This is a genomic window from Streptomyces sp. NPDC047982 (assembly GCF_043204165.1).
Lineage (GTDB): Bacteria > Actinomycetota > Actinomycetes > Streptomycetales > Streptomycetaceae > Streptomyces.
This window is the reverse complement of the sequence record NZ_JBIDBS010000002.1, coordinates 297995-321330: the sequence shown is the minus strand read 5'-3', so window position 1 is coordinate 321330 and position 23336 is coordinate 297995. Positions and strand designations below refer to the sequence as shown.

Annotated in this window: 15 protein-coding genes and 1 pseudogene; 6 read left to right on the top strand and 10 right to left on the bottom strand. The window is 70.4% G+C overall.

What is annotated here, in order from left to right; translation table 11 throughout:
• Positions 1 to 163: 163 nt before the first annotated feature.
• Together ACGF2V_RS03260 and ACGF2V_RS03255 are read left to right on the top strand one after the other, a co-directional pair.
• Positions 164 to 1897 (top strand): ABC transporter ATP-binding protein, encoded by a 1734-nt coding sequence (locus ACGF2V_RS03260; RefSeq protein WP_362704346.1) that lies wholly within the window; start codon positions 164 to 166, stop codon positions 1895 to 1897.
• Complete coding sequence (locus ACGF2V_RS03255) at positions 1897 to 3828, top strand: ABC transporter ATP-binding protein (protein ID WP_362704343.1); 1932 nt, start codon at positions 1897 to 1899, stop codon at positions 3826 to 3828. Before ACGF2V_RS03260 ends, ACGF2V_RS03255 begins: the two co-directional genes overlap by 1 nt.
• A 377-nt stretch (positions 3829 to 4205) precedes the next feature.
• On the opposite strand, the gene ACGF2V_RS03250 is transcribed toward ACGF2V_RS03255, so the two are convergent.
• From ACGF2V_RS03250 to ACGF2V_RS03235, 4 genes are all read right to left on the bottom strand, one after another.
• Positions 4206 to 5351, bottom strand: coding sequence for an RNA polymerase sigma factor (locus tag ACGF2V_RS03250; RefSeq protein ID WP_362620529.1), 1146 nt, complete (start codon positions 5349 to 5351; stop codon positions 4206 to 4208).
• 242 nt (positions 5352 to 5593) lie between these two features.
• Positions 5594 to 7516: a DNA primase gene (dnaG, locus tag ACGF2V_RS03245; RefSeq protein WP_362704341.1), complete on the bottom strand. Its 1923-nt coding sequence runs from the start codon at positions 7514 to 7516 to the stop codon at positions 5594 to 5596.
• Between the two features lie 83 nt (positions 7517 to 7599).
• Positions 7600 to 8859, bottom strand: a complete 1260-nt coding sequence (locus tag ACGF2V_RS03240) for an FAD-dependent oxidoreductase (protein WP_362620525.1) — start codon at positions 8857 to 8859, stop codon at positions 7600 to 7602.
• 299 nt (positions 8860 to 9158) lie between these two features.
• A complete protein-coding gene (locus ACGF2V_RS03235) occupies positions 9159 to 10700 on the bottom strand; it encodes a deoxyguanosinetriphosphate triphosphohydrolase (protein ID WP_362704339.1) in 1542 nt (513 codons plus the stop codon).
• 145 nt (positions 10701 to 10845) lie between these two features.
• Between ACGF2V_RS03235 and ACGF2V_RS03230 the strand changes: the two genes are divergently transcribed.
• Positions 10846 to 11577 carry an ElyC/SanA/YdcF family protein gene (locus tag ACGF2V_RS03230; RefSeq protein ID WP_362704337.1) on the top strand — a complete coding sequence of 244 codons (732 nt, stop codon included), beginning with the start codon at positions 10846 to 10848 and terminating at the stop codon, positions 11575 to 11577.
• 473 nt (positions 11578 to 12050) lie between these two features.
• On the opposite strand, the pseudogene ACGF2V_RS03225 reads toward ACGF2V_RS03230, so the two are convergent.
• Positions 12051 to 12152: pseudogene (locus ACGF2V_RS03225) on the bottom strand (hypothetical protein); the annotation flags it as partial.
• A gap of 11 nt (positions 12153 to 12163) precedes the next feature.
• Here ACGF2V_RS03225 and ACGF2V_RS03220 point away from each other — a divergent pair.
• The 3 genes from ACGF2V_RS03220 (at position 12164) to ACGF2V_RS03210 (ending at position 15213) form a co-directional block, all read left to right on the top strand.
• Complete coding sequence (locus ACGF2V_RS03220; protein WP_362620521.1) at positions 12164 to 12964, top strand: aminotransferase class IV family protein; 801 nt, start codon at positions 12164 to 12166, stop codon at positions 12962 to 12964.
• A gap of 695 nt (positions 12965 to 13659) precedes the next feature.
• Positions 13660 to 14325, top strand: a complete 666-nt coding sequence (locus ACGF2V_RS03215) for a hypothetical protein (RefSeq protein WP_362704335.1) — start codon at positions 13660 to 13662, stop codon at positions 14323 to 14325.
• A 324-nt stretch (positions 14326 to 14649) separates the two neighbouring features.
• Entirely contained in the window at positions 14650 to 15213 is a 564-nt protein-coding gene (locus tag ACGF2V_RS03210) for a class F sortase (RefSeq protein ID WP_362704489.1), read from the top strand.
• Between the two features lie 35 nt (positions 15214 to 15248).
• Here ACGF2V_RS03210 and ACGF2V_RS03205 read toward each other — a convergent pair whose 3' ends face one another.
• The 5 genes from ACGF2V_RS03205 to dusB all read right to left on the bottom strand — a co-directional run bounded on the left by ACGF2V_RS03205 (position 15249) and on the right by dusB (position 23299).
• Positions 15249 to 16040, bottom strand: coding sequence for a TSUP family transporter (locus ACGF2V_RS03205; RefSeq protein ID WP_362620517.1), 792 nt, complete (start codon positions 16038 to 16040; stop codon positions 15249 to 15251).
• Positions 16041 to 16221: 181 nt separating this feature from the next.
• Positions 16222 to 16635 (bottom strand): VOC family protein, encoded by a 414-nt coding sequence (locus ACGF2V_RS03200; RefSeq protein WP_362620515.1) that lies wholly within the window; start codon positions 16633 to 16635, stop codon positions 16222 to 16224.
• Between the two features lie 216 nt (positions 16636 to 16851).
• Positions 16852 to 17826 carry a helix-turn-helix domain-containing protein gene (locus tag ACGF2V_RS03195; RefSeq protein WP_362620513.1) on the bottom strand — a complete coding sequence of 325 codons (975 nt, stop codon included), beginning with the start codon at positions 17824 to 17826 and terminating at the stop codon, positions 16852 to 16854.
• A gap of 719 nt (positions 17827 to 18545) precedes the next feature.
• Positions 18546 to 21293 (bottom strand): pyruvate, phosphate dikinase, encoded by a 2748-nt coding sequence (ppdK, locus tag ACGF2V_RS03190; protein WP_362620511.1) that lies wholly within the window; start codon positions 21291 to 21293, stop codon positions 18546 to 18548.
• A gap of 857 nt (positions 21294 to 22150) precedes the next feature.
• Positions 22151 to 23299, bottom strand: a complete 1149-nt coding sequence (gene dusB, locus ACGF2V_RS03185; protein WP_362620509.1) for a tRNA dihydrouridine synthase DusB — start codon at positions 23297 to 23299, stop codon at positions 22151 to 22153.
• Between the last annotated feature and the right edge of the window lie 37 nt (positions 23300 to 23336).

The window sequence follows — 23336 nt, the reverse complement described above, 5'->3', positions numbered from 1 at the left end:
GGCGAAGAACAGCACGGCCGGGTGCAGGTGACCGAGGCCCTCCCCGACCACATGTACTCGGTCTGTTTTTTTACCCGGTCTTGGATAAAAACGTTCGCGGCTCCCGCACGGGGTACCGGAAAATGGGTCGCCTCCCGACCTCCGCCGACTCCGAGAGACACGCGTGCTCATAAAACTCCTGCGGGCCCATCTCGGTCCGTACAAGAAACCCATCCTGCTGCTCGTCCTGCTCCAGTTCCTGCAGACCTGCGCCACCCTCTACCTGCCCACCCTGAACGCCGACATCATCGACAACGGTGTCGTGAAGGGGGACACGGGCTACATCCTGGAGTTCGGCGGCATCATGATCGCCGTCAGCGTCATCCAGGTGGCCTGCAACATCGGCGCGGTCTTCTACGGCTCCCGCACCGCGTCCGCGCTCGGCCGGGACGTCCGGGCGGCGGTCTTCGACCGGGTCCAGTCGTTCTCCGCGCGCGAGGTCGGGCGGTTCGGTGCGCCCTCGCTGATCACACGCACGACCAATGACGTCCAGCAGATCCAGATGCTGGTGCTGATGACGTTCACGCTGATGGTGTCGGCGCCGATCATGTGTGTCGGCGGCATCGTCCTGGCGCTCGGCCAGGACGTCCCGCTGTCGTCGGTGCTGCTCGCGGTGGTGCCGGTCCTCGGTATCGCGGTGGGCCTGATCGTGAAGCGGATGCGCCCGCTGTTCCGCACCATGCAGGAGCGGGTCGACACCGTGAACCGGGTGCTGCGGGAGCAGATCACCGGCAACCGGGTCATCCGTGCCTTCGTCCGCGACGACTACGAGAAGAAACGCTTCGGCGTCGCCAACCACGAGCTGACCGACGTGTCGATGTCCACCGGGCGGCTGATGGCGCTGATGTTCCCGACCGTGATGACGGTCGTGAACGTGTCGTCGATCGCCGTGGTGTGGTTCGGTGCCCACCGCATCGACAGCGGCGGCATGGAGATCGGCGCGCTGACCGCGTTCCTCGCCTATCTCATGCAGATCGTCATGTCGGTGATGATGGCCACCTTCATGTTCATGATGGTGCCGCGCGCCGAGGTGTGCGCCGAGCGCATCCAGGAGGTCCTGGCGACCGAGTCCAGCGTGGTACCGCCCGTCGCACCGGTCCGTGAGCTGCACGCCCGGGGCCACCTGGAGATCCGGGGCGCGGACTTCCGCTACCCGGGCGCCGAGGAACCGGTGCTGCGGTCGGTGGACCTGGTGGCCCGCCCCGGCGAGACCACCGCGATCATCGGGTCGACGGGCAGCGGGAAGTCGACGCTGCTCGGACTCGTACCGCGCCTGTTCGACGTGACGGACGGCCAGGTGCTGGTCGACGGCACGGACGTGCGGACACTGGACCATGAGCTGCTGGCGAGGACCGTGAGTCTCGTCCCGCAGAAGCCGTACCTGTTCTCCGGGACGGTCGCGTCCAACCTGCGGTACGGGAACCCGGACGCGACGGACGAGGAGCTGTGGCACGCGCTGGAGGTCGCGCAGGCCAAGGAGTTCGTCGAGGCGCTGGAGCACGGCCTGGAGGCGCCGATCTCGCAGGGCGGCACCAATGTCTCGGGCGGGCAGCGGCAGCGGCTGGCGATCGCCAGGACGCTGGTGCGGCGGCCGGAGATCTACCTGTTCGACGACTCGTTCTCCGCTCTCGACTACGCCACCGACGCCGCCCTGCGCGCGGCGCTGACGCGGGAGACGGCCGGGGCGACCGTGGTGATCGTGGCGCAGCGGGTGTCCACCATCCGCGACGCGGACCGGATCCTGGTGCTCGACGAGGGCCGGGTCGTGGGCTGCGGCACCCACCACGAACTGATGGACGGCAACGAGACCTACCGGGAGATCGTGCTCTCCCAGCTGACGGAAGCGGAGGCCGCGTAATGGCCGGGCCTGGCGGACGCATGATGGCGGGCGGCGCACCGACCGACCGGTCCATGGATTTCAAGGGGTCGTCGAAGCGGCTGCTGAAGCGCTTCGGAAAGGAGAAGTCCTCGCTGTACGCGATGCTGGCAGCGGGGGTGCTGAGCGTCGGCCTGTCGGTGGTCGGGCCGAAGATCCTCGGCCGCGCGACGGACCTGGTGTTCGCCGGGGTCATCGGCCGGCAGATGCCCGAGAACACCACGAAGGAACAGGCCGTCGAGGGCCTGCGCGAGTCCGACAGCGGGCTGGCCGACATGCTCTCCGGGGTGGACTTCGTCCCCGGTCACGGCATCGACTTCGGTGCAGTCGGCGACGTACTGCTGCTCGCGCTGGTGGTCTACGTCGCGGCCGGGCTGCTGATGCTGGTGTCGACCCGGCTCTCGATCCGGATCATCAACCGGGTCGTGTTCCGGCTGCGCGAGGACATCCAGTCGAAGCTGTCCCGGCTGCCGCTGTCGTACTTCGACCGGTCGAAGCGCGGCGAGGTGCTCAGCCGGGCGACGAACGACATCGACAACATCTCGCAGACGATGCAGCAGACCTTCGGTCAGCTCATCAACTCCCTGCTGACCATCATCGGCGTGCTGATCATGATGTTCTGGATCTCGCCGCTGCTGGCGCTGGTCGCGCTGGTGACGGTGCCGCTCTCGGTGGTCGTGGCGACGAAGGTCGGCAAGCGCTCGCAGCCGCAGTTCGTGCAGCAGTGGAAGGTGACCGGCAAGCTCAACGCCCAGATCGAGGAGATGTACACCGGGCACACCCTGGTGAAGGTCTTCGGGCGGCAGGAGGAGTCCGCGAAGGACTTCGCCGAGCAGAACGAGGCTCTGTACGAGGCCGGGTTCAAGGCGCAGTTCAACAGCGGGATCATGCAGCCGCTGATGATGTTCGTGTCGAACCTGAACTACGTGCTGATCGCCGTCGTCGGTGGTCTGCGGGTCGCTTCGGGTTCGCTGTCGATCGGTGACGTGCAGGCGTTCATCCAGTACTCGCGGCAGTTCTCGATGCCGCTGACCCAGGTCGCCTCGATGGCGAACCTGGTGCAGTCGGGCGTCGCGTCGGCCGAGCGGATCTTCGAGCTGCTGGACGCCGAGGAGCAGAGCGCCGATCCGGCGTCCGGCGAGGCCGAGCGCCCGAAGGAGCTGCGGGGCAGCGTCGCTCTGGAGAAGGTGTCGTTCCGCTACGACCCGGACAAGCCGCTCATCGAGGATCTGTCGCTGAACGTCGAGCCGGGGCACACGGTCGCCATCGTCGGCCCCACCGGCGCCGGCAAGACCACGCTCGTCAATCTGCTGATGCGGTTCTACGAGGTGACGGGCGGACGGATCACTCTCGACGGCATCGACGTGGCGAAGATGTCGCGCGACGAGCTGCGGGCGGGCATCGGCATGGTCCTCCAGGACACCTGGCTGTTCGGCGGCACGATCGCGGACAACATCGCGTACGGCGCTTCGCGCGAGGTCACCCGGGAGGAGATCGAGGAGGCGGCCCGGGCGGCCCACGCCGACCGCTTCATCCGTACGCTGCCGGACGGTTACGACACGGTGATCGACGACGAGGGCTCCGGCGTCAGCGCGGGCGAGAAGCAGCTGATCACCATCGCGCGGGCGTTCCTGTCCGACCCGGTGATCCTGGTGCTCGACGAGGCGACGAGCTCCGTCGACACCCGTACCGAGGTGCTGATCCAGAAGGCGATGGCGCGTCTGGCGCACGGGCGCACCAGCTTCGTGATCGCGCACCGGCTCTCCACCATCCGGGACGCCGACGTCATCCTGGTGATGGAGAACGGCTCGATCGTCGAACAGGGCACGCACGAGGAGCTGTTGGCGTCCGGTGGCGCGTACGCCCGGCTGTACTCGGCGCAGTTCGCGCAGGCGGTCGCCGAGGTCGACTAGGGCGTTTTTCGAAAGTGGCGTCGTCCGCCCGAAGGGCGGGCCGGACGGGACTTCGGAAACACGCCCTGGCCGTGACCGGCGCACCGTTTGCCCGGAAGGAGCGTCGTCCGGTGCGTGCGAACGCACGGCGACCGGAACCTCTCGGACGGGGGTTCCCCTGCTCGAGCGAAGTCGAGCGCTTGGGGAAGGGCTGCGTGGGCTTTTGGCCCATGCCGCGAGCGTGCGTGCCGGACCCCGCGAGCCCGGCCTGATCCGAACGAGAGGCGCTGGCGCCCCTCCCGGCACCAGTGCCGCTCAGGGGTGGGGGAGCCGGTCGGCGGGAGGGCCGCCGGCCGGCTCCGCCGTGCCTTGTCCGCCCACCGGCTCCACCGGCCCTCTCAGTCGAGGTAGCCGCGGAGCTGGTCGGCGAAGGTGTGGTCCCGCAGCTTGCCGAGGGTCTTGGACTCGATCTGGCGGATGCGCTCGCGCGTCACGCCGAAGATCCGGCCGATCTCCTCGAGCGTGCGAGGCCGCCCGTCGACCAGCCCGTAGCGCAGCTGGACCACTTTCCGTTCGCGCTCCCCGAGCGTGGACAGCACCGCTTCCAGGTGCTCGCGCAGCAGCAGGAACGCGGCGGACTCGACCGGGGACGCGGCGTCCCCGTCCTCGATCAGGTCGCCGAGGGCGAGGTCCTCCTCACCGACGGGGGCGTGCAGCGAGACGGGTTCCTGGGCGAGCCGCAGGATCTCGCCGACTCGTTCCGGGGTGAGGTCGAGGTCTTCGGCGACCTCCTCGGGCGTCGGTTCCTGACCGTGTTCCTGGAACATCCGCCGCTGGACCCGTACGACCCGGTTGATCAGTTCGACGACGTGGACCGGAACCCGGATCGTCCGCGCCTGGTCGGCGAGGGCGCGGGACATGGCCTGGCGGATCCACCAGGTCGCGTACGTGGAGAACTTGTATCCCCGGGTGTAGTCGAACTTCTCGACCGCCCTTATCAGTCCGAGGTTTCCCTCCTGGACCAGGTCGAGCATGGTCAGCCCGCGGCCGACGTAGCGTTTGGCGACGGAGACGACCAGGCGGAGGTTGGCCTCGATGAGGCGGCGCTTCGCCATCCGTCCCATGACCACCAGCCGGTCGAGGTCGACGGCCAGCCGGGTGTCCGGATCCGGGGTTCTCGCGAGCCGTTCCTCCGCGAAGAGCCCGGCCTCGACCCGGCGGGCGAGCTCCACCTCGTCGGCGGCGGTGAGCAGCGGGATGCGGCCGATTTCCCGCAGGTACTGGCGGAAGAGGTCGGCGCAGGGCCCGGTGGTCTCCGGACGGCCGCGCGGCTCCGGTGCCTCGGGGACCCGCGACAACTCCTGCGCGAACACCTCGGACAGACCGGACGGCTCGGGTGTCACGGCCGTCCCGGGGGGTTCGCGCGGGGCGGACGCCTCGGGCGGAATCTGGGGCTCCACCCCGGCCTCCGGATGGCGCACGGCCCGGTTCTGCGCGGGGATGGCCGAGACGGTCTCGGTCGTGGTCACGGTCCGGGTCTGCACAGGGCGACCTCCAGGTGATCGCTGCCGGACCGCGGGGACGGGACCACCGCGAGGTGGACCGGCCGCGCTCCGATGACTCAGGCACCGCCCCCAGTGTGGGGGAAGACACATGGCTGTCACGAGGGGCGTGCGAGGACTTTCTGAGTCCGGACCGTGACCGGTCGGTTACGCGGGTGGGGAGGTCCGAACGGGTACGCGCCAGCGCGCGCCGGGGTCGGCCCGCCGGGTCAGCGCGCGCCGGGTCAGAGCGCGTCAGCTCCGTTGTTGCGCAGGGATTCCGCGTACTGCTGGAGGACCCAGACCTCGTTCTGCGCGGCCGCCAGCTGCTCCGGGGCCACATGACTGCCGAGGCGGGCCAGACTGCCCTGGACCTCGTCGATCCGGCGGTCGACGGCGCGCAGCCGGACCTGGACGAGCTGCATCCCGGCGTAGGTCTCGTCGATGGTCCTGCCGTGGAAGACCTCCACCGCCAGCTCGGTCACGAGGTTGCGCACCGTGTCGTCGGGGGCCGCGTCCAGCACCCGGGCCAGGTAGTCGCGGGTCTCCGGGAGGCCCGTCTCGGCACCGCCCGCGTCCGCGATGCACTGGCGGACCGCGGCGTACGGCGGGGCGGTGAACTCGTCGACCCCATAGGCGTCGAAGGCCGGTGAGACGAGGACGGGCTTCTGGAGGGCGAGCTTCAGCAGTTCGCGTTCGGTGCGGTGGGCGGGGCTGCGCAGATGGAGGGCAGGTCCCGAGGAGGAGGGTGCCCGGACCTGCTCGTGCCGGGCGCCGCCGGGGCCACCGGGGCCGCCACGGGAGGGGGCCGGAGCGGGGCCGCGCCGGTCGCCCCGTTCGCGGGCCCAGCGGGCGAGCTGGGCCACCCGCTTGACCACGAACTGGGTGTCCAGGATGCCGAGCATGCCGGCCAGTTGCACAGCGACCTCGTGCTGCGAGGAGCTGTTCTTGATCCGGGCGACGACGGGCGCCGCCTCGTCGAGCGCGGCCCCGCGCCCGGCCGGGGTCTCCAGGTCGTAGCGCCCCACGATCTGGCGCAGCGCGAACTCGAAGAGCGGGGTACGTGGTTCGACCAGGTCGCGGACGGCCTCGTCGCCCTTGACCAGGCGCAGGTCGCAGGGGTCCATGTTGTCCGGCGCGATTGCGATGTACGTCTCGGCGGCGAACTTCTGGTCGTCCTCGAAGGCGCGCAGCGCGGCCTTCTGTCCGGCGGCGTCGCCGTCGAAGGTGAAGATCACCCGGGCGCTGCCGTTGTCCATCAGCAGACGGCGCAGGATCTTGATGTGGTCCCCGCCGAAGGCCGTGCCACAGGTGGCGATGGCGGTGGTGATCCCGGCGAGATGGCAGGCCATGACGTCGGTGTAGCCCTCGACGACGACGGCCCGGCTGGTCTTCGCGATCTCCTTCTTCGCCAGGTCGATGCCGTAGAGCACCTGGGACTTCTTGTAGATCGCGGTCTCGGGGGTGTTGAGGTACTTCGGTCCGTTGTCGTCGTCGCGCAGCTTGCGGGCACCGAAGCCGACGACGTCGCCGGAGGTGTCGCTGATCGGCCACATGAGCCGGCCGCGGAAGCGGTCGATGGGGCCGCGCCTGCCGTCCTGGGAGAGGCCGGAGGCGATCAGCTCCCTGTCGCTGAAGCCCTTGCCGCGCAGATAGCGGGTGAGGTGGTCCCAGCCCGCCGGGCTGTATCCGATGCCGAAGTGGACGGCGGCGTCCTGGTCGAAGCCGCGCTCGGCGAGGAATTTCCGGCCGATCTCGGCCTCGGGGCCGTTCAGCCGCTCGCGGTAGAAATCGGCGGCCGCCTTGTGCGCCTCGACCAGCCGGATGCGCTCACCGCGCTGGTGGGAGGGGTTGTACCCGCCCTCCTCGTAGCGCAGGGTGATGCCCGCCTTGGCGGCGAGCCGCTCGACCGTCTCGGAGAACGAGAGATGGTCGATCTTCATCACGAAGGCGATCGTGTCGCCGCCCTCCTGGCAGCCGAAGCAGTGGAACAGGCCCTTGCTCGGGCTGACCTGGAAGGAGGGGGACTTCTCGTCGTGGAACGGGCAGAGACCCTTGAGGTTGCCGCCGCCCGCGTTGCGCAGCTGGAGATACTCGGAAACGACGGCGTCGATCGGGACCGCGTCCCGTACCGCCTTCACGTCCTCGTCATTGATCCTGCCTGCCACGGGTGAATTCTACGGGCGGGGTACGACAGTTCTGCCGCCCGCCGCTGTGATCCGGGGTACCCGGCCAAAGACCCCGGATCGCCTCAGCTCAGAGAGGTCAGCGGTACCGACGGATCGGCCAGCGCGTCCGGGTCGGTCTGCCGGCCGGACCGGACCAGCTCCTGCACGCTCTCGGTCACGTCCCACACGTTGACGTTCATCCCGGCCAGTACCCGCTGGTCCTTCAGCCAGAAGGCGATGAACTCGCGCTTGCCCGCGTCGCCCCGGATGACCACCTGGTCGTAGCTGCCCGGCGGCGCCCACCCCGAGTACTCGAGGCCGAGGTCGTACTGGTCGGAGAAGAAGTACGGCACCCGGTCGTAGCTCACCTCCTGGCCGAGCATGGCCCGGGCCGCGGCCGGACCGCTGTTCAGCGCGTTCGCCCAGTGCTCCACGCGCAGCCGGGCGCCGAGCAGCGGGTGGGCCGCGTTGGCCACGTCCCCGGCCGCGTAGATGTGCGGGTCGCTGGTGCGCAGCGAGGCGTCGACGGCGATGCCGCCGCCGTCCTTGCGCGCGGCCATGGCGAGCCCGGCGGTCTCGGCGAGCGCGGTGCGCGGGGCGGCGCCGATCGCGGCGAGCACGTCGTGGGCGGGGTGTTCCTCGCCGTCGTCGGTGCGCACGGCGAGGACGACACCGTCCTGGCCGACGATCTCGGTGAGATGCACACCGAAGCGGAAACGCACGCCATGGTCCTGGTGCAGTTCGGTGAAGATCTGCCCGAGCTCGGGGCCGACCACATGGTGCAGCGGGGTCGGTTCCGGCTCGATGACGGTGACCTCGGCCCCGTAGCCGCGCGCCACCGCCGCGACCTCCAGGCCGATCCAGCCGGCCCCGGCGATCACCAGATGGCCGTTGTCGCGGCCGAGGGAGGTCAGCACCTTGCGCAGCCGGTCGGCGTGGGCGAGGCGGCGCAGGTGGTGGACACCGGCCAGGTCCGTGCCCGGGACGGGCAGGCGGCGCGGCTCGGCCCCGGTGGCGAGCAGCAGCTTGTCGTAGTGCACGACGGTGCCGTCGCCGAGCCGTACGGAGCGGTCCACCCGGTCGAGGGCGGTGACGGGCTGGCCCAGGTGGAGCTCGATCTCGGCACCCGCGTACCAGGCAGGCTCGTGGACGAAGACGCTGTCCCGCGCCTCCTTGCCGGACAGATAGCCCTTGGACAGCGGAGGCCGTTCGTACGGATGGTCGCGTTCGTCGCCGAGAAGGATCACCCGGCCGCTGAAACCCTCCGCCCGGAGCGTCTCGGCCGCCTTCGCTCCTGCCAGTCCTCCGCCGACGATGACGAAGGTCTGATGTGCGTCGACCACTTGTTGCCTCCTCGATGCTCGCTGCAAGGGGCCCGACTGCGAGCCTCCCGCACGCGGCGTGAGGGCGAAAGGCGGTGTACCCCGATCAGGTCATGCCCGAGTCGTACCAGGTTCGCGACGGGGTGCCTGGGACGGGGCCGGGATGTGCTTGAGGTGTGCTCGGGGGCGTGCCGCCTTGCCGGGCGCCGAGAGCGGGTCCCGGGGTCGGGTCCCTGGGTCGGGTCCCTGGGTCGGGTCCCGGTCCGGCGGGAACGGAGGCTCGGGCGGCGGACACGGACGGGGTGCGGGGGCGGGGCCGGTCAGCGGCCCGGTGCGGTGAGCGCCTCGTGCAGGGAGCGCGCCGAGACATCGGTCAGGGCGGCGATCTGGTCGACGAGGACCCGTTTACGGGCGCGGTCGTCGGGGGCGGCGTCGAACAGCGCCCGGAACTGCGGCTCCAGCCCCTCGGGCGCGCGGGCGGTGAGGGCGGCGGCCAGTTCGGCGATGACGACCCGCTGGTCGGCACGGATCGCCTCCTGCTCGGCGCGCTGCATGACGTAACGGTCCGCGACCGCCTTGAGCACGGCGCACTCGTTGCGCGCCTCGCGGGGGACGACGAGTGCGGCCGTGTACCGGCCGAGCCGGCCCGTGCCGTACGCCCGCCGGGTGGCGTTCTCGGCGGCCAGACAGAACCGGCCGATCAGCTGGCTCGTCGCGTCCTTCAGCCGGGCCTGGGCGACGGCCGATCCGTCGTATCCGTGCGGCCACCAGTCCTGGGCGATGAGCCGGTCCAGGGCTTCGCCCAGTTCGTCGGGAGCGGTGTCCGCCGGGACATAGCGGCCGATGGCGACCGCCCAGATCTCGTCCCGCTCGGGCTCGGCGTACAGGCAGTTGGGGTCGATGTGCCCGGCGTGCAGCCCGTCCTCGAAGTCGTGCACCGAGTACGCGACGTCGTCGGACCAGTCCATGACCTGGGCCTCGAAGCACGTGCGGTTCGCCGGGGCGTCGCGGCGGATCCACTCGAACACCGGCAGGTCGTCCGTGTACACCCCGAACTTCGGCGTGTACGGGTCGCCGGACCGTCCACCGCGCGGCCACGGGTACTTGGTGGCGGCGTCCAGGGAGGCTCGGGTCAGGTTGAGCCCGACGCTGACCAGCGCCCCGGTCCGGGTGTCGGGCACGAACCGCTTCGGTTCCAGCCTGGTGAGCAGGCGCAGCGACTGGGCGTTGCCCTCGAAGCCGCCGCAGTCGGAGGCGAAGTCGTTGAGCGCCTGCTCGCCGTTGTGGCCGAACGGCGGATGGCCGAGATCGTGGGCGAGACAGGCCGTCTCGACCAGGTCGGGGTCGCAGCCGAGGGCCGCCCCGAGCTCGCGGCCGACCTGGGCGCATTCCAGGGAGTGCGTGAGCCGGGTACGGGGGCTGGCGTCCCAGGCCCGGCTGCGGGTGCCGGGGGTGACGACCTGGGTCTTCCCGGCGAGCCTGCGCAGCGCGGCGGAGTGCAGTACGCGGGCGCGGTCGCGCTGGAAAGCGGTGCGGCCGGGCCGTTTGTCCGGCTCGGCGTCCCAGCGCTCGGCGTCGGCAGGGCGGTAGGGGGTCGGGCCCCGGCCGGGCACGCCCGCACCCGTGCCCGGCGACTCCCACGGGCCGTCCGGGCAGTCCGGGCAGTCCGCGTCGGCCTCGCGGTCCGTACGGTCCTCGACCTCCGCACGGTCCGCTGCGGCGCCCGTGCGGTCCGGGCCGTCGTCAGGGTCCGGACCGTCCGTGCTGTCCGTCCTGTCCGTACGGTCCATGTCGTCCACGCCGCCCACGCTGTCCGTGCCGTTCGTACGGTTCGTACCGTCCATGCCGTCCATGCCGTCCATGCGTCCGACAGTAGACGGCCGGGGCGACGGGTTCGGAAACGGTGACGAAGTCGATCGAATCGGATAGTGGCGAACCCTTTCTCCCCCTTCTGTCGTCCGATCATGTGAGACATCAGCGACGGGGCGCGGACTTGAGGAGACACCGATGCGGGAACGACGACCGGGACGGCCGGCGCGGTGGCTCGGGCGCCTGCGGTCCGTGCGGCTCAGCCGTCCGTGGCCGCGCACCCGGCGGGGGCAGCGGCGTCTCGTCCAGACGGTGATGCTCACGTGTGCGGCGGCGCTGGCGCCCGCGGCCTGGACGTACACCGTCGCCGACGACCGGGTGAGAACCACCGCGGACGTGCCCGCGCGGCAGGTCGCCGTGGTGTTCGGGGCGGGGCTCTGGCAGGGCGGACCGACGCCGTACCTGGCGCACCGGCTGGACGCCGCCATCGATCTGTACCGGGCCGGGAAGGTGAAGGTCGTGCTCGTGACCGGCGACAACAGCCGGGAGGAGTACGACGAGCCGGACGCCATGCGCACGTACCTGCGCGCGCACGGAGTGCCGGACGGGCGGATCGTGAGCGACTTCGCCGGTTTCGACACCTGGGACTCGTGCGTGCGGGCCAGGAAGATCTTCGGGGTCGACCGCGCGGTGCTGGTGACCCAGGGGTTCCACATCCGCCGGGCGATCGCGCTGTGCCGGAGCGCCGGCATCGACGCGTACGGGGTCGGCGTCGACGCCGTGCACGACGCGACCTGGTACTACGGCGGGACGCGAGAGGTGTTCGCGGCGGGGAAGGCGGTGCTGGAAGCCACGTTCAAGCCGCACCCGCGCTTCCTGGGCCGGCGGGAGCCCGGCGTGGCGCGGGCGCTGGCCGCGGACGACCAGTAGGTCGACCGGCACAGGGCGACGCAGACGGGGCGACCGACAGGCCGACGCAGACGGGGCGATGCAGGCAGGCCGATGCAGGCAGGGCGACAGGCGGAACGCGCACCCGTGGACCGCACGTCTGTGGACGGCGGGGGACGTTGCGGTACAGCGGTACCTCTGTGGACGGTGCGCCCGTGGAACGGTCGGGACCGTGACGGGACGCGCGGCGGACGAGTGCACCGGGACCAGTGCCCGGGCGGGCACCGGTGACGCTCGGCGCGATTCCGGGCGTCAGGTCCCGTACGCACGCACAGTCTTGGCGTCGCGCAGGCGCGTCCCCACCGGACCGGCTGATCGAGCAGAGCCTTGGCCGCCGCGTCGCGGCCGACGGAGTCCCGGTGCCCGGCCTCGTCGTCGAACCGGGCGCCCGCGCAGGCGAACGACACCGTCTCGCGGGCGCCGACGGCGTGCAGGTGCGTGAAGACCTGCCGCAGGTGCTCGACGGCGCGCAGCCCGCCGAAGACCCCGCCGTGCGAGACGAATCCGGCGGGCTTGGCCCGCCACTCGTCGCGGGCCTCCGTCCGCCCCCGCCGCATACGGTGGACGTATGACGACGTCCACTCCCGCTCCCTTCCCCTACGCCGAGTTCGACGGGCACCCGGCAACCGAGGCGGATCTGCGGATTCCGGCCTTCCTCGGCTACGGGCACTTCACGGCCATGCAGGTCAGGGACGGGAAGGTACGCGGCCTCCCCCTGCATCTGGCCCGGCTGGACTCCGCCAACCGGGAGCTGTTCGAGCGCCCGCTGGAGGGAGACCGGATCCGCGGGCTGATCCGGCACGCGCTGGACGGCGCCCGGGTACGGGACGCATCGGTCCGGGTGCACGGCTTCCTGCCGCCGGACGGCGAGGAGACGACCGTCATGGTCACGGTGCGCGGACCGGCCCGGAAGCCGACGGCACCGTACCGCCTGATGTCCGTTCCGTACGCCCGGACCGTGCCACACATCAAGCGGCCCGGCGAGTTCGGCCAGACGTACTACGTGAGGCTCGCCGCACGCTCCGGTTGCGACGAGGCTCTGCTGACCACGCCGGACGGCACGGTGACGGAGGGGGCGGTCCACAACGTCGGCTTCTGGGACGGGACCTCGGTCGTCTGGCCCGACGCCCCGGCCCTGCTCGGCATCACCATGGTCCTGCTCGAACGGGAACTGCCCGGCGCGGGGCTGGAGTCCGTACGGCGTCCGGTGACGCTGGACGGGCTGGGCGCCTTCCGGTCCGCGTTCCTCACCAACTCGCAGGGCATCGCACCGGTCCGGCGCATCGACGACATCGAGTTCACGGTGGACGAGGAGCTGATGAAGCGGATCGGGCAGGTGTACGACGCCGCCCCCTGGGACACCGTCTGACACCTCCATCGCCCCCGCCCCCGGGGCACCGCCGCTCCCGGGCAGTGCGCGAGCAGAGGCGACGACCGGAAGCGGCGGGCCGGAAAGCGACGGTGCCCGGAAGCGGCGACGTCGGAAAGCGACAGTGCCCGGAAGCAGCGGCTGATGAGGCGGGACAGCCCTTCGTCGCCGGGCGAGTTCTCCCCCGGCGACGAAGAGGCAACGCGGCCCCGGCGTGCTGGTTCAGCCGGATCGCGACGAAGACCACGGCGAGGGCCGCCTCGATACACCTCGACGCACTCCGGACACGGAACCGCCCCGCCTGTCCGGAGGGCTGAGCCCGGTGGACCGGCGGGGCGGGGGGCGGTCGTATGCGCCGTCCCGTGGGGGGTGACTGACATGTGCCCGGCACCGGGGAGGTCATGCGTGTGACGTACGCCACTTTCCTGGCGGCGGCGTCACCCATTCGGCACCCATTTCCGCAAAACGACCGCCGGTTCGCTCGACCACCGCCACGACCTGCGCGAATCCGGTTTGGCAAGAGGGCCACGCCGCGCCGTTCGGGTGGGACCTGACTTGGTGTCAGCAGGCATGGGAAGCACACCGCCCGTTAGCTCGGAGTCAGAACACAGCTGCTCGCGAAACAGCTGCTCAGCCGCCCGACTGCTCGGCCACTCGCGGGACAGCCGCTCGCGCTCATCGCCGGAGGAACCCCCATGCGTCCTGCTCGCCCAGTGACCGCTGCCGCCATCGCCGCGTTCTCCATAGCCGCGCTCGCCCTCTTCACCGCAGGGCAGCCCGCGTACGCGGGTGTCACCAGCACGGCACGGACCGGCGCGGTGGCCACAGCGCCCGTCCCCGACATCCCCCGGGAAAGCGGCGTCCTTCAGGAAGGCGGCCCCCTCCTGGAGAGCAGCGCCCTCCTGGAACAGGGCGTCCCCCAGGAACAGGGCGAGGGGGACGGATCGGCGGGGGCCGGGCGCGACGCCCCCTCCGGCGGCCTCAACATCCCCTCGCTGGTCGACTCCGTCGGCGGGCTCAACGCCGTCTCCGGACTCGGGACCGCCAGGAACAACGAGGGTTCGAATGATCGCGGCAACCACAACTCGAGCGAGGACGGCGGCTCGTCCCGCCACGAGGAATCGTCCGGACGCGACAACGGGTCGGGGAGCGACAGGACCTCCGGGCGCGACGACGGATCCGGACACGGTGACTCGTCGGGGTCCGACGCTCCGCGCGGGCACGTCAAAACTGGTGTCGGCGGCAGTGTCCGTTCCGACACCACCCAGATCGCGGCGGGAGCCGGCGTCCTCGCCGGAGCCGCCGCCGGCGGAGCCTGGCTCCTGCGTCGTCGGGCGAGCGGCACGCAGGAAGCCGGCTGACGGAGACGGATTCACGTCTCCGTACCCGCCTCGCTCCCGTCCCGGTGGTCGCGCGCCACCGGGGCGGGACCGTACCCGTGTCCGCGCCCGTCACGTAGGTCCGTGCTCGCCCCGTATCCGTGCCGGCCCCTCTCCGTACCCCCTGCCCCTCCCCCTTCCCCGGCCCCCGCCCCTCCCCCGTCCCCGTTCCGTCGTTCGTCCCCGTTGCGTCGTTCCGTCTTCGATCCGTCGTTCCGTCTACGATCCGTCACCCGGAGGACGACCGTGTCCCAGAAGGGCAAGGGCTGGCTGCCGGCCATCGCGGCGCTGGCAGGTGTCTGGCTGATGTGCCATGGCGCCGACACCCAACTGATCCCGCCCCAGCCGACCACCGCGCAGGCGTTCGCAGGTGGCCCGGCGCCGCTGCCCGGATCGCCCGTCGCGGAACCGCTGAAGCCCTCGGCCCCCGTGCGCATCCGGATCCCGAGCATCCGCGTCGACGCCCCGATGATGCGGCTCGGGCTCGGCGCCGACCGAAGTCTCGACGTGCCACCGGCCGAGGACCGCAACGTCGTGGGCTGGTACGGGGGCGGCACTCCCCCGGGCTCCAAGGGCAGCGCGATCGTCGCCGGTCACGTCGACAACGCGCAGGGGCGGTCGGTCTTCTACGACCTGGGCGCCCTGCAGAGGGGCAGCACGGTGGAAGTGGTCCGCCGGGACGGGCGCACCGCCGTCTTCGCGCTCGACGCGATCGAGGTCTACGACAGCGACGACTTCCCCGACGAACGGGTGTACGGCAACTCGCCCTATGCCTCGCTCCGACTGATCACCTGTGGTGGCGGGTTCTCGGAGAAGACCGGCTATCAGGGCAATGTGGTGGCGTACGCGCATCTCACCGAGGTGCGCTGAGAACGCTCACGACCGGCCCGCTCGCGACCGGCCGCTCACGCCACCCACTGGTCGAACGCCAGCTTCGCGACCAACGAGAACACGACGACCAGCAGCACGGCGCGGACGAAGCCACTGCCCCTGCTGAGCGCCATCCGCGCCCCGACGAGGCCGCCCACCAGGTTGAACACCGCCATCAGCGCGCCCAGTCGCCACATGACGTTGCCCTGGTACGCGAACATCGCCAGCGCCCCGCCGTTGGTGCAGACATTGACGATCTTGGCGTTGGCGGACGCCGTCACCAGGTCGAGGTGGAGCACCGCGGTCAGGGCCAGCACCAGAAACGTTCCGGTGCCGGGGCCGAACAGCCCGTCGTAGAAGCCGATGCCGCCGCCGACCAGCAGGATCGCGGTGACGGTACGGGCGCGGGTGACCTCCCGCCGCGCACCGTCGTCGTCCGCCGCCCTTCCGAACGACGGCCGCAGCATCACGAACGCCGCGACCGCCAGGAGCACCACCATGATCACGGGACGCAGCACATCGCTGCTGATGCCGGCGGCGAAGAACGCGCCGGCCATCGATCCGGCCAGGGCCGCGATCCCGATCCGCACGGCCGTCCAGAGCCTGACCGGCGCCTTGCGCAGGTACGTCGCGGCGGCACCTGTCGTACCGACGATGGCGACCGCCTTGTTGGTGCCGAGGACCTGCGCGGCGGGGACATGCGGAAGACCCAGCAGCAGAGCCGGCAGCAGGAGCAGTCCGCCACCGCCGACCACCGCGTCGATCCAGCCCGCGGCAGCCGCGGCGAGACAGAGAACGACCAGGGTGGTGAGTGCTATGTCGGCCATGATCGCGACCCTAAGGACACGATCATGCCCCCGTCCAACCGCTCGGGCCGGTTCCCGGAAAAGCTGAGCAGGATCTGAGTTTTCCCGGCCCGCCGGGCTCCCCGGCAGGGCGCCTCGGCCCGCCCGTCCGCCGCCCGCCCCGCCCCGCCGGCTCCCAGGGCCAGGGCTGGGCGGCCCGGACTCAGCCCTGCTGCGCCGCGACGGCGGCCGGGTCCATCCACATGACCTCCCAGATGTGCCCGTCGGGGTCCTGGAAGGAGCGGCCGTACATGTGGCCGAAGTCCATCGGTTCGTTGGCGGGCGATCCCCCGGAGGCGAGGGCGGTATCGGCCATCTCGTCGACCTTCTCACGGCTCTCCGCGCTCAGCGCCAGGATCACCTCGGTGGTCCGGGAGGCGTCGGCGATGTCCTTCTTGGTGAAGTCCTGGAACCGGGACTCCGTGAGGAGCATGACGAAAATCGAGTCGCTGATAACGAGGCAGGCAGCGTTCTCGTCGCTGAACTGCGGGTTGCACGAGTAGCCGAGCTCGCCGAAGAACGCCTTGGCCGTTTCGAGGTTCTTGACCGGAAGGTTCACGAAGATCATCTGAGACATGTTCGTTTCACTCCATCTGATGTTCGAACGCTTTACGACAGGAAGACCGCACGGCCGCGCGGAACTCATCGGTGTCCGCGAAAAAACTTCTCTTCCGCGAGGCTCGGTGAGCTGCCCTTGTCGCGAGGCTCCGTGAGGCGATCCTCCCCGAGCCTCCGCGCGCGGCGGGCACAGCCACCGGAGCGTGGGCGCGGCGTGCGGGCAGACGGGCGACGGTCAGGACATGGCGAGGGGCGCGCCGCCCCGGAGCAGCGATCCGCCCAACGGGGTCAGTGTGTGCAGGACCGAGCTGCCGTGTCGCAGTGTGTGGATCAGACCGGCCTCGCGCAGCACACAGGCGTGCTGGCTCGCGGAGGCGAGCGATATGCCGGCCCGGAGGGCGAGTTCGCTCGTCGTGCAGCCGTTGCCGATGGCTCGCAGCACGGTCGAGCGGGTGTTTCCGAGGAGTCGGCCGAGCCAGGGCCCCGGTTCGGCGAAGACCGGGGCGCGGGAGTGGGTGACCGGGTAGACGAGGACGGGCGGGAGCCGCTGGTCCCGGTAGACGACCGGGGTGACCCGGCAGAAATAGGACGGCTGGAGCAGCAGCCCCCTGTCGTTCAGATGGATGTCGCGGTCGAAGGGATAGTCGGCCTCCAGCACGGGCGGTCGCCAGCGGATCATGGGCGGGAGGGAGGCGAGCAGTTCCTTGGTCCCGCCGTCCAGGAGGGCACGGCCACGGACGGCGCGGTCGGCCTCGATGCTGGACCGGATGTGCGGCCAGTACGGTTCGATCGCGGCACGATGGTAGGCGCGCAGGGCGTCGGCGATCCGGCCGAGCGGCTCGACCCGCCCGTCCGGGACACGACCCGGCACACGGCGTCCGGCGTCCAACTGGGCCAGTTCGGCGCGTATCCGGCCGGGCGGGGTGTCGCGCAGCGCCTCTAATCCGGCGTCGATGGTGTACGGATCTCCGCTTTCCTGAGAAGGTGTCAGGAAGTCCGGGAAATAACCGCGCGGTGGAATCACGGCGGCCAGCAGGCGTACTTCATTACTCAACCGCGGCCGGGTTTCCGCACGCCATTCCCCGAACACCGTCGAACCGCGCCGGTCACGCAGCCGATGGAAACTCAAAGTGGTTTCCCACAGCGCGTCCGGCCGAGTGGCCATCCGCACCTTGGACAGGTCCACTCCGGACATGTGGATACGCAGCACCGGGCCCCCACCTGTTGCACGTGCAATTACCCCCACTCAAGGGTAGGTGACCCGTAACAGCACGTCACCACGGGGTTTCGGCCAGAGGTGAAACGTCTCGCCTCCACTCGTCGCCACCGGAAAGCTGTACGGCGTCGGGTGCGTATCCGGAGCCACCGGAAGAGCGAGTGAAGGCCGTGGGGGGTTTTGCTCGTTCGGCGGCGGTCGGCGACGGTGCGGCTCCGCACCCGACAGGGTAAGCCGGGGTGCGGTCCGTGGGTGGGGATCCACGGACCGTATCCCCGGTCCGTTACGGGTGTCCGCTCGCCGCGACACCATGGCCCTTGCGGCCCTATCGCCCCGTTCCCGCATCGGTTGCAGCAGCCTGCTCCGTTACCGGTCCACGCCTTTGTAATCGAACAAACCCTGCGTATCGAACAAAGAAATGGCACAGAATCGCACAACCATTTCGCCGCCCCCGCAGGAACAGCCACGCAGCACGCGGGCACAGGTCCCACGGGCACGCAGACGTGCAGACGCGCAGCCGGAAGGGGCCGCGCACAGCCGGCGCGGAACGAGGCGGCGGCCCCGCACAGGGGCGCCGCCTCGGAAGCTCCGGGCCCGGGTGGTGCCTGGCTCCCGGCTCCCGGGTCCCGGTGCCGGAAGTTCCGGGACCGCCGCCGGACCGCTGAAGGGACGAACCGGCGGGCGGCGGTCCCGGGCTCAGGGGACGGACCGCGTCAGCGACTGTCGCTGCCGACGGATTCCGCCGCCGCCCGGCCCGCTTCGAGGCGGGCGACGGGAATGCGGAACGGGGAGCAGGACACGTAGTCCAGACCCACCTCGTGGAAGAAGTGCACCGATTCCGGGTCGCCGCCGTGCTCGCCGCAGACGCCCAGCTTCAGGTCCGGGCGGGTGGCCCGGCCGGCCTCGACGGCGCTGCGGACCAGCGAGCCGACGCCGTCCTTGTCGATCGTCTCGAACGGCGACACCCCGAAGATGCCCTTCTCCAGGTACGCGGTGAAGAACGATGCCTCCACGTCGTCCCGGGAGAAGCCCCACACCGTCTGGGTCAGGTCGTTCGTGCCGAAGGAGAAGAACTGCGCGGCCTCGGCGATCTGCCCGGCGGTCAGCGCGGCGCGCGGCAGCTCGATCATGGTGCCGATGGTCAGCTTCAGCTGGGTGCCGGTGACCGCTTCGACCTCGGCGATGACGTGGTCGGCCTCCTCACGGACGATCTCCAGCTCCTGGACCGTGCCGACGAGCGGAATCATGATCTCGGCGCGCGGGTCGCCCTTGGCGTTCTTGCGCTCGGCCGCGGCCTCCGCGATCGCCCGAACCTGCATGGCGAACAGCCCGGGGATGACGAGGCCGAGGCGGACCCCGCGCAGACCGAGCATCGGGTTCTGCTCGTGCAGCTTGTGCACCGCCTGGAGCAGCCGCAGGTCGTTCTCGTTGGCGTCCTGACGAGCCTCGGCGAGCGCGACCCGTACCGAGAGCTCGGTGATGTCGGGCAGGAACTCGTGCAGCGGCGGGTCCAGCAGCCGTACGGTGACGGGCAGTCCGTCCATCGCCTCGAACAGCTCGATGAAGTCGGCCTTCTGAAGCGGGAGCAGCTCCGCCAGCGCGGATTCGCGCTCGTCGTCGGTGTCCGCGAGGATCAGCTTCTCGACCAGCCCGCGCCGCTCACCGAGGAACATGTGCTCGGTACGGCACAGGCCGATGCCCTGGGCGCCGAAGCGGCGGGCCCGCAGCGCGTCCTCGGCGTTGTCGGCGTTGGCCCGCACCCGCAGCCGGCGCACCCGGTCCGCGTAGGCCATGATCCGGTGCACGGCGGAGACCAGCTCGTCGGCATCGTCGGCGCCCGCGTGCATCCGGCCCTCGAAGTACTCGACCACCGGGGACGGCACGACGGGCACCTCGCCCAGGTACACCTTGCCGGTGGAGCCGTCGATGGAGACGACGTCGCCCTCCTCGACGACCCGGCCGCCCACCGTCATCCGGCGGCGCTTGGTGTCGACCTCCAGCTCCTCGGCACCGCAGACGCAGGTCTTGCCCATGCCGCGGGCGACGACGGCGGCGTGCGAGGTCTTGCCGCCGCGCGAGGTCAGGATGCCCTCGGCGGCGATCATGCCGTCGAGGTCGTCGGGGTTGGTCTCGCGGCGGATGAGGATGACCTTCTCGCCGGACCGGGACCACTTCACCGCGGTGTACGAGTCGAACACGGCCTTGCCGACCGCGGCGCCGGGCGAGGCGGCGATGCCCCGGCCGAGCAGTTCGGTGTCCGCCTCCTCGTCGAAGCGGGGGAACATAAGCTGCGCGAGCTGCGCCCCGTTGACCCGCTGGAGCGCCTCGGCCTCGTCGATCAGGCCCTGGTCGACGAGCTGGGTCGCGATCCGGAAGGCGGCACCGGCGGTGCGCTTGCCGACCCGGGTCTGCAGCATCCACAGTCGGCCGCGCTCGATGGTGAACTCGATGTCGCACAGGTCCTTGTAGTGCGTTTCGAGCGTCTCCATGATCTGCATCAGCTGGTCGTACGACTTCTTGTCGATCGACTCCAGATCGGCGAGCGGCACCGTGTTGCGGATACCGGCGACGACGTCCTCTCCCTGCGCGTTCTGCAGGTAGTCGCCGTAGACGCCCTGGTGGCCGCTGGCCGGGTCACGGGTGAACGCGACGCCCGTCCCGGAGTCGGGGCCGAGGTTGCCGAAGACCATCGAGCAGACGTTGACGGCCGTGCCGAGGTCGCCGGGAATGCGCTCCTGACGGCGGTAGAGCTTGGCCCGGTCGGTGTTCCACGAGTCGAAGACCGCCTTTATGGCCAGGTCCATCTGCTCGCGCGGGTCCTGCGGGAAGTCGCGTCCGGCCTCGCCCGAGACGATCTTCTTGAACTGCTTGACGAGCTTCTTCAGGTCGGCCGCGTCGAGATCCACGTCGACCGTGACGCCCTTGGCCTCCTTCGCCGCCTCCAGCGCCTCCTCGAAGAGGTCGCCGTCGACGCCGAGCACGGTCTTCCCGAACATCTGGATGAGACGCCGGTAGGAGTCCCACGCGAACCGCTCGTCGCCGGCCTGCGTGGCGAGACCGGCCACGGACTCGTCGGAGAGACCGATGTTGAGGACCGTGTCCATCATGCCGGGCATCGAGAACTTCGCACCGGAACGGACCGAGACCAGCAGCGGGTCGTCCTCCTGGCCGAGCTTCTTGCCCATCCGCGACTCGAGTGCGTCGAGGTGCGCGCTGACCTCGTCGCGCAGCTCGGCCGGCTCCACGCCGCTCTCCAGGTAGACCTTGCACGCCTCGGTGGTGATGGTGAAGCCCGGGGGAACGGGGAGACCGAGGTTGGTCATCTCGGCGAGGTTCGCGCCCTTCCCCCCGAGGAGGTCCTTCAGATCCTTGTTGCCCTCGGTGAAGTCGTAGACGAACTTCTGGCCCTGGGACTCCCGGGAGTCCGGGGTGGATACCTGGGGATCTTTGTTTTCCGACACGGTCTCGACTCCTCGAAGACGCGGTGGCTGCCCTGACGGCGAGGAACATACCCAGATCGAAGGTGTCTGGGTACGTCCACTTACGCGTCATGGGGGCTCAGCCACTCGTCCGCCAGCAGATCGAAAGTGACACAGCCCGTCCTCCGACGAAAGAAAAGCGTTCACTTCTTGAACGAGTAACCACTCGTCGCAGCCAATGTTCCCCCTTTTGGCAACTCTGCGCAACGGAAGCGTCGATCGATCAAAATGTGAGGCGCTGGCACCGAGTGCCATCATTTGAGAAATGCAGCCCACACCATTGCGCTCATTTGAGCGGGCTGGCTCTCAAGGTGGCGAGAATCACTCTATGGCCGACGCTCAGATGTCACCATTCGGACAGATGAAAAGCGACCGACGGTCACCCCTCGGTCAACAAGTCAATGCTCAGCGTGAGCAAACCCGCTTCACGGCACGCTTGACGAGTGCCTGAGGGGTGCCTTTCTGGCTGAATGCCGCCGAACCTGGCCGGATCTCACGCTCAAATGAGTGCGCCCTCCGCTGCGGCACGCGGTGCCTCAGGGGCGAGAGGGGCACGAGCATCGGGAGGGGCGCCAGGTCACTCAGTGTGCCCACGCCGAACCGCGCGGACGCGAGGGCGCGCCCTCGACCCAGCGGCCCAGCGGCACGGGCGACGAGCCCGGGACGAGGGACCCCGGCCGCACGACGGGGCGGCGGAAGCGAAGAGGGATACGCGAAGGGCCCGCCGGGGGTGCACCACCCCGACGGGCCACTACAGGACCGGCCGCCGACTGCCGTCACTCACCCGGACCGGCCGTCGGCCGACCGAACCACCCGGTCGCAGGTCGGCCGCTCCCGGCTCAGCCGCCCGATGTGTCCAGTTCCGCGTCCGCGCTCACGCCCGCGCAGTCGTACGGGTCCTTCAGCCAGCCGTCCGGCAGCACCACGCGGTTGTTGCCCGAGGTGCGCCCGCGCGGCCCGTCCGCGCCGTCCGGCCACGGCTGATCCAGGTCCAGCTCGGTCAGTTGCGCACCCAATTCGTCGAGTGACGAGGTGACCGCCAGCTTCTTGCGCATCTCCGAGCCGACCGAGAAGCCCTTGAGGTACCAGGCGACGTGCTTGCGGAAGTCGATCACGCCCCGCGCCTCGTCGCCGAGCCACTCCCCCAGCAGCGTCGCGTGCCGCAGCATCACGTCGGCCACCTCGCGCAGCCGGGGCGCCCGCCTCGCGCCCGTACCCTCGAACGCGCTCACCAGGTCGCCGAAGAGCCAGGGGCGGCCCAGGCAGCCACGCCCGACGACCACGCCGTCGCAGCCGGTCTCGCGCATCATCCGGTGGGCGTCGTCCGCGCACCAGATGTCGCCGTTGCCGAGCACCGGGATCTCCGGGACGTGCTCCTTGAGCCGGGCGATGGCGTCCCAGTCGGCGCTGCCGCCGTAGTGCTGGGCGGTCGTCCTGCCGTGCAGGGCGACGGCCTTGACACCCTCCTCGACGGCGATCCGGCCCGCGTCGAGATAGGTGAGGTGGTCGTCGTCGATGCCCTTGCGCATCTTGATGGTGACCGGCAGATCGCCCGCGTTGGAGACCGCCTGGTTGAGGATCGCGCGCAGCAGCGGCCGCTTGTACGGGAGCGCGGAGCCGCCGCCCTTGCGGGTCACCTTGGGGACCGGGCAGCCGAAGTTCAGATCGATGTGGTCGGCGAGGTCCTCGTCGACGATCATGCGAACGGCCTTGCCGACGGTGACCGGGTCCACCCCGTACAGCTGGATGGAGCGCGGGGTCTCGCTCGCGTCGAAGTGAATCAGCTGCATGGTCTTCTCGTTGCGCTCGACCAGCGCCCGGGTGGTGATCATCTCGCTGACGAACAGCCCCTTGCCCCCGGAGAACTCCCGGCACAGAGTGCGGAACGGGGCGTTGGTGATGCCGGCCATGGGGGCGAGCACCACCGGCGGCTGCACCGTGTGCGGGCCGATCCGGAGCTGTGGGAGCGAGGGGGCGAACGTGGTCATTGCTCCATTGTCGCGTACGACGCCCAGCGGTCTGCCG

Bases quoted from the DNA above. Each gene is read 5' to 3' on its own strand.
- ACGF2V_RS03255 (WP_362704343.1), top strand. From the start codon at position 1,897: ATGGCCGGGCCTGGCGGACGCATGATGGCGGGCGGCGCACCGACCGAC.
- ACGF2V_RS03210 (WP_362704489.1), top strand. From the start codon at position 14,650: ATGTGCCATGGCGCCGACACCCAACTGATCCCGCCCCAGCCGACCACC.
- ACGF2V_RS03205 (WP_362620517.1), bottom strand. From the start codon at position 16,040: ATGGCCGACATAGCACTCACCACCCTGGTCGTTCTCTGTCTCGCCGCG.
- dusB (WP_362620509.1), bottom strand. From the start codon at position 23,299: ATGACCACGTTCGCCCCCTCGCTCCCACAGCTCCGGATCGGCCCGCAC.
- ACGF2V_RS03235 (WP_362704339.1), bottom strand. From the start codon at position 10,700: ATGGACGGCATGGACGGCATGGACGGTACGAACCGTACGAACGGCACG.
- ACGF2V_RS03230 (WP_362704337.1), top strand. From the start codon at position 10,846: ATGCGGGAACGACGACCGGGACGGCCGGCGCGGTGGCTCGGGCGCCTG.
- ACGF2V_RS03215 (WP_362704335.1), top strand. From the start codon at position 13,660: ATGCGTCCTGCTCGCCCAGTGACCGCTGCCGCCATCGCCGCGTTCTCC.
- ACGF2V_RS03200 (WP_362620515.1), bottom strand. From the start codon at position 16,635: ATGTCTCAGATGATCTTCGTGAACCTTCCGGTCAAGAACCTCGAAACG.
- ACGF2V_RS03220 (WP_362620521.1), top strand. From the start codon at position 12,164: ATGACGACGTCCACTCCCGCTCCCTTCCCCTACGCCGAGTTCGACGGG.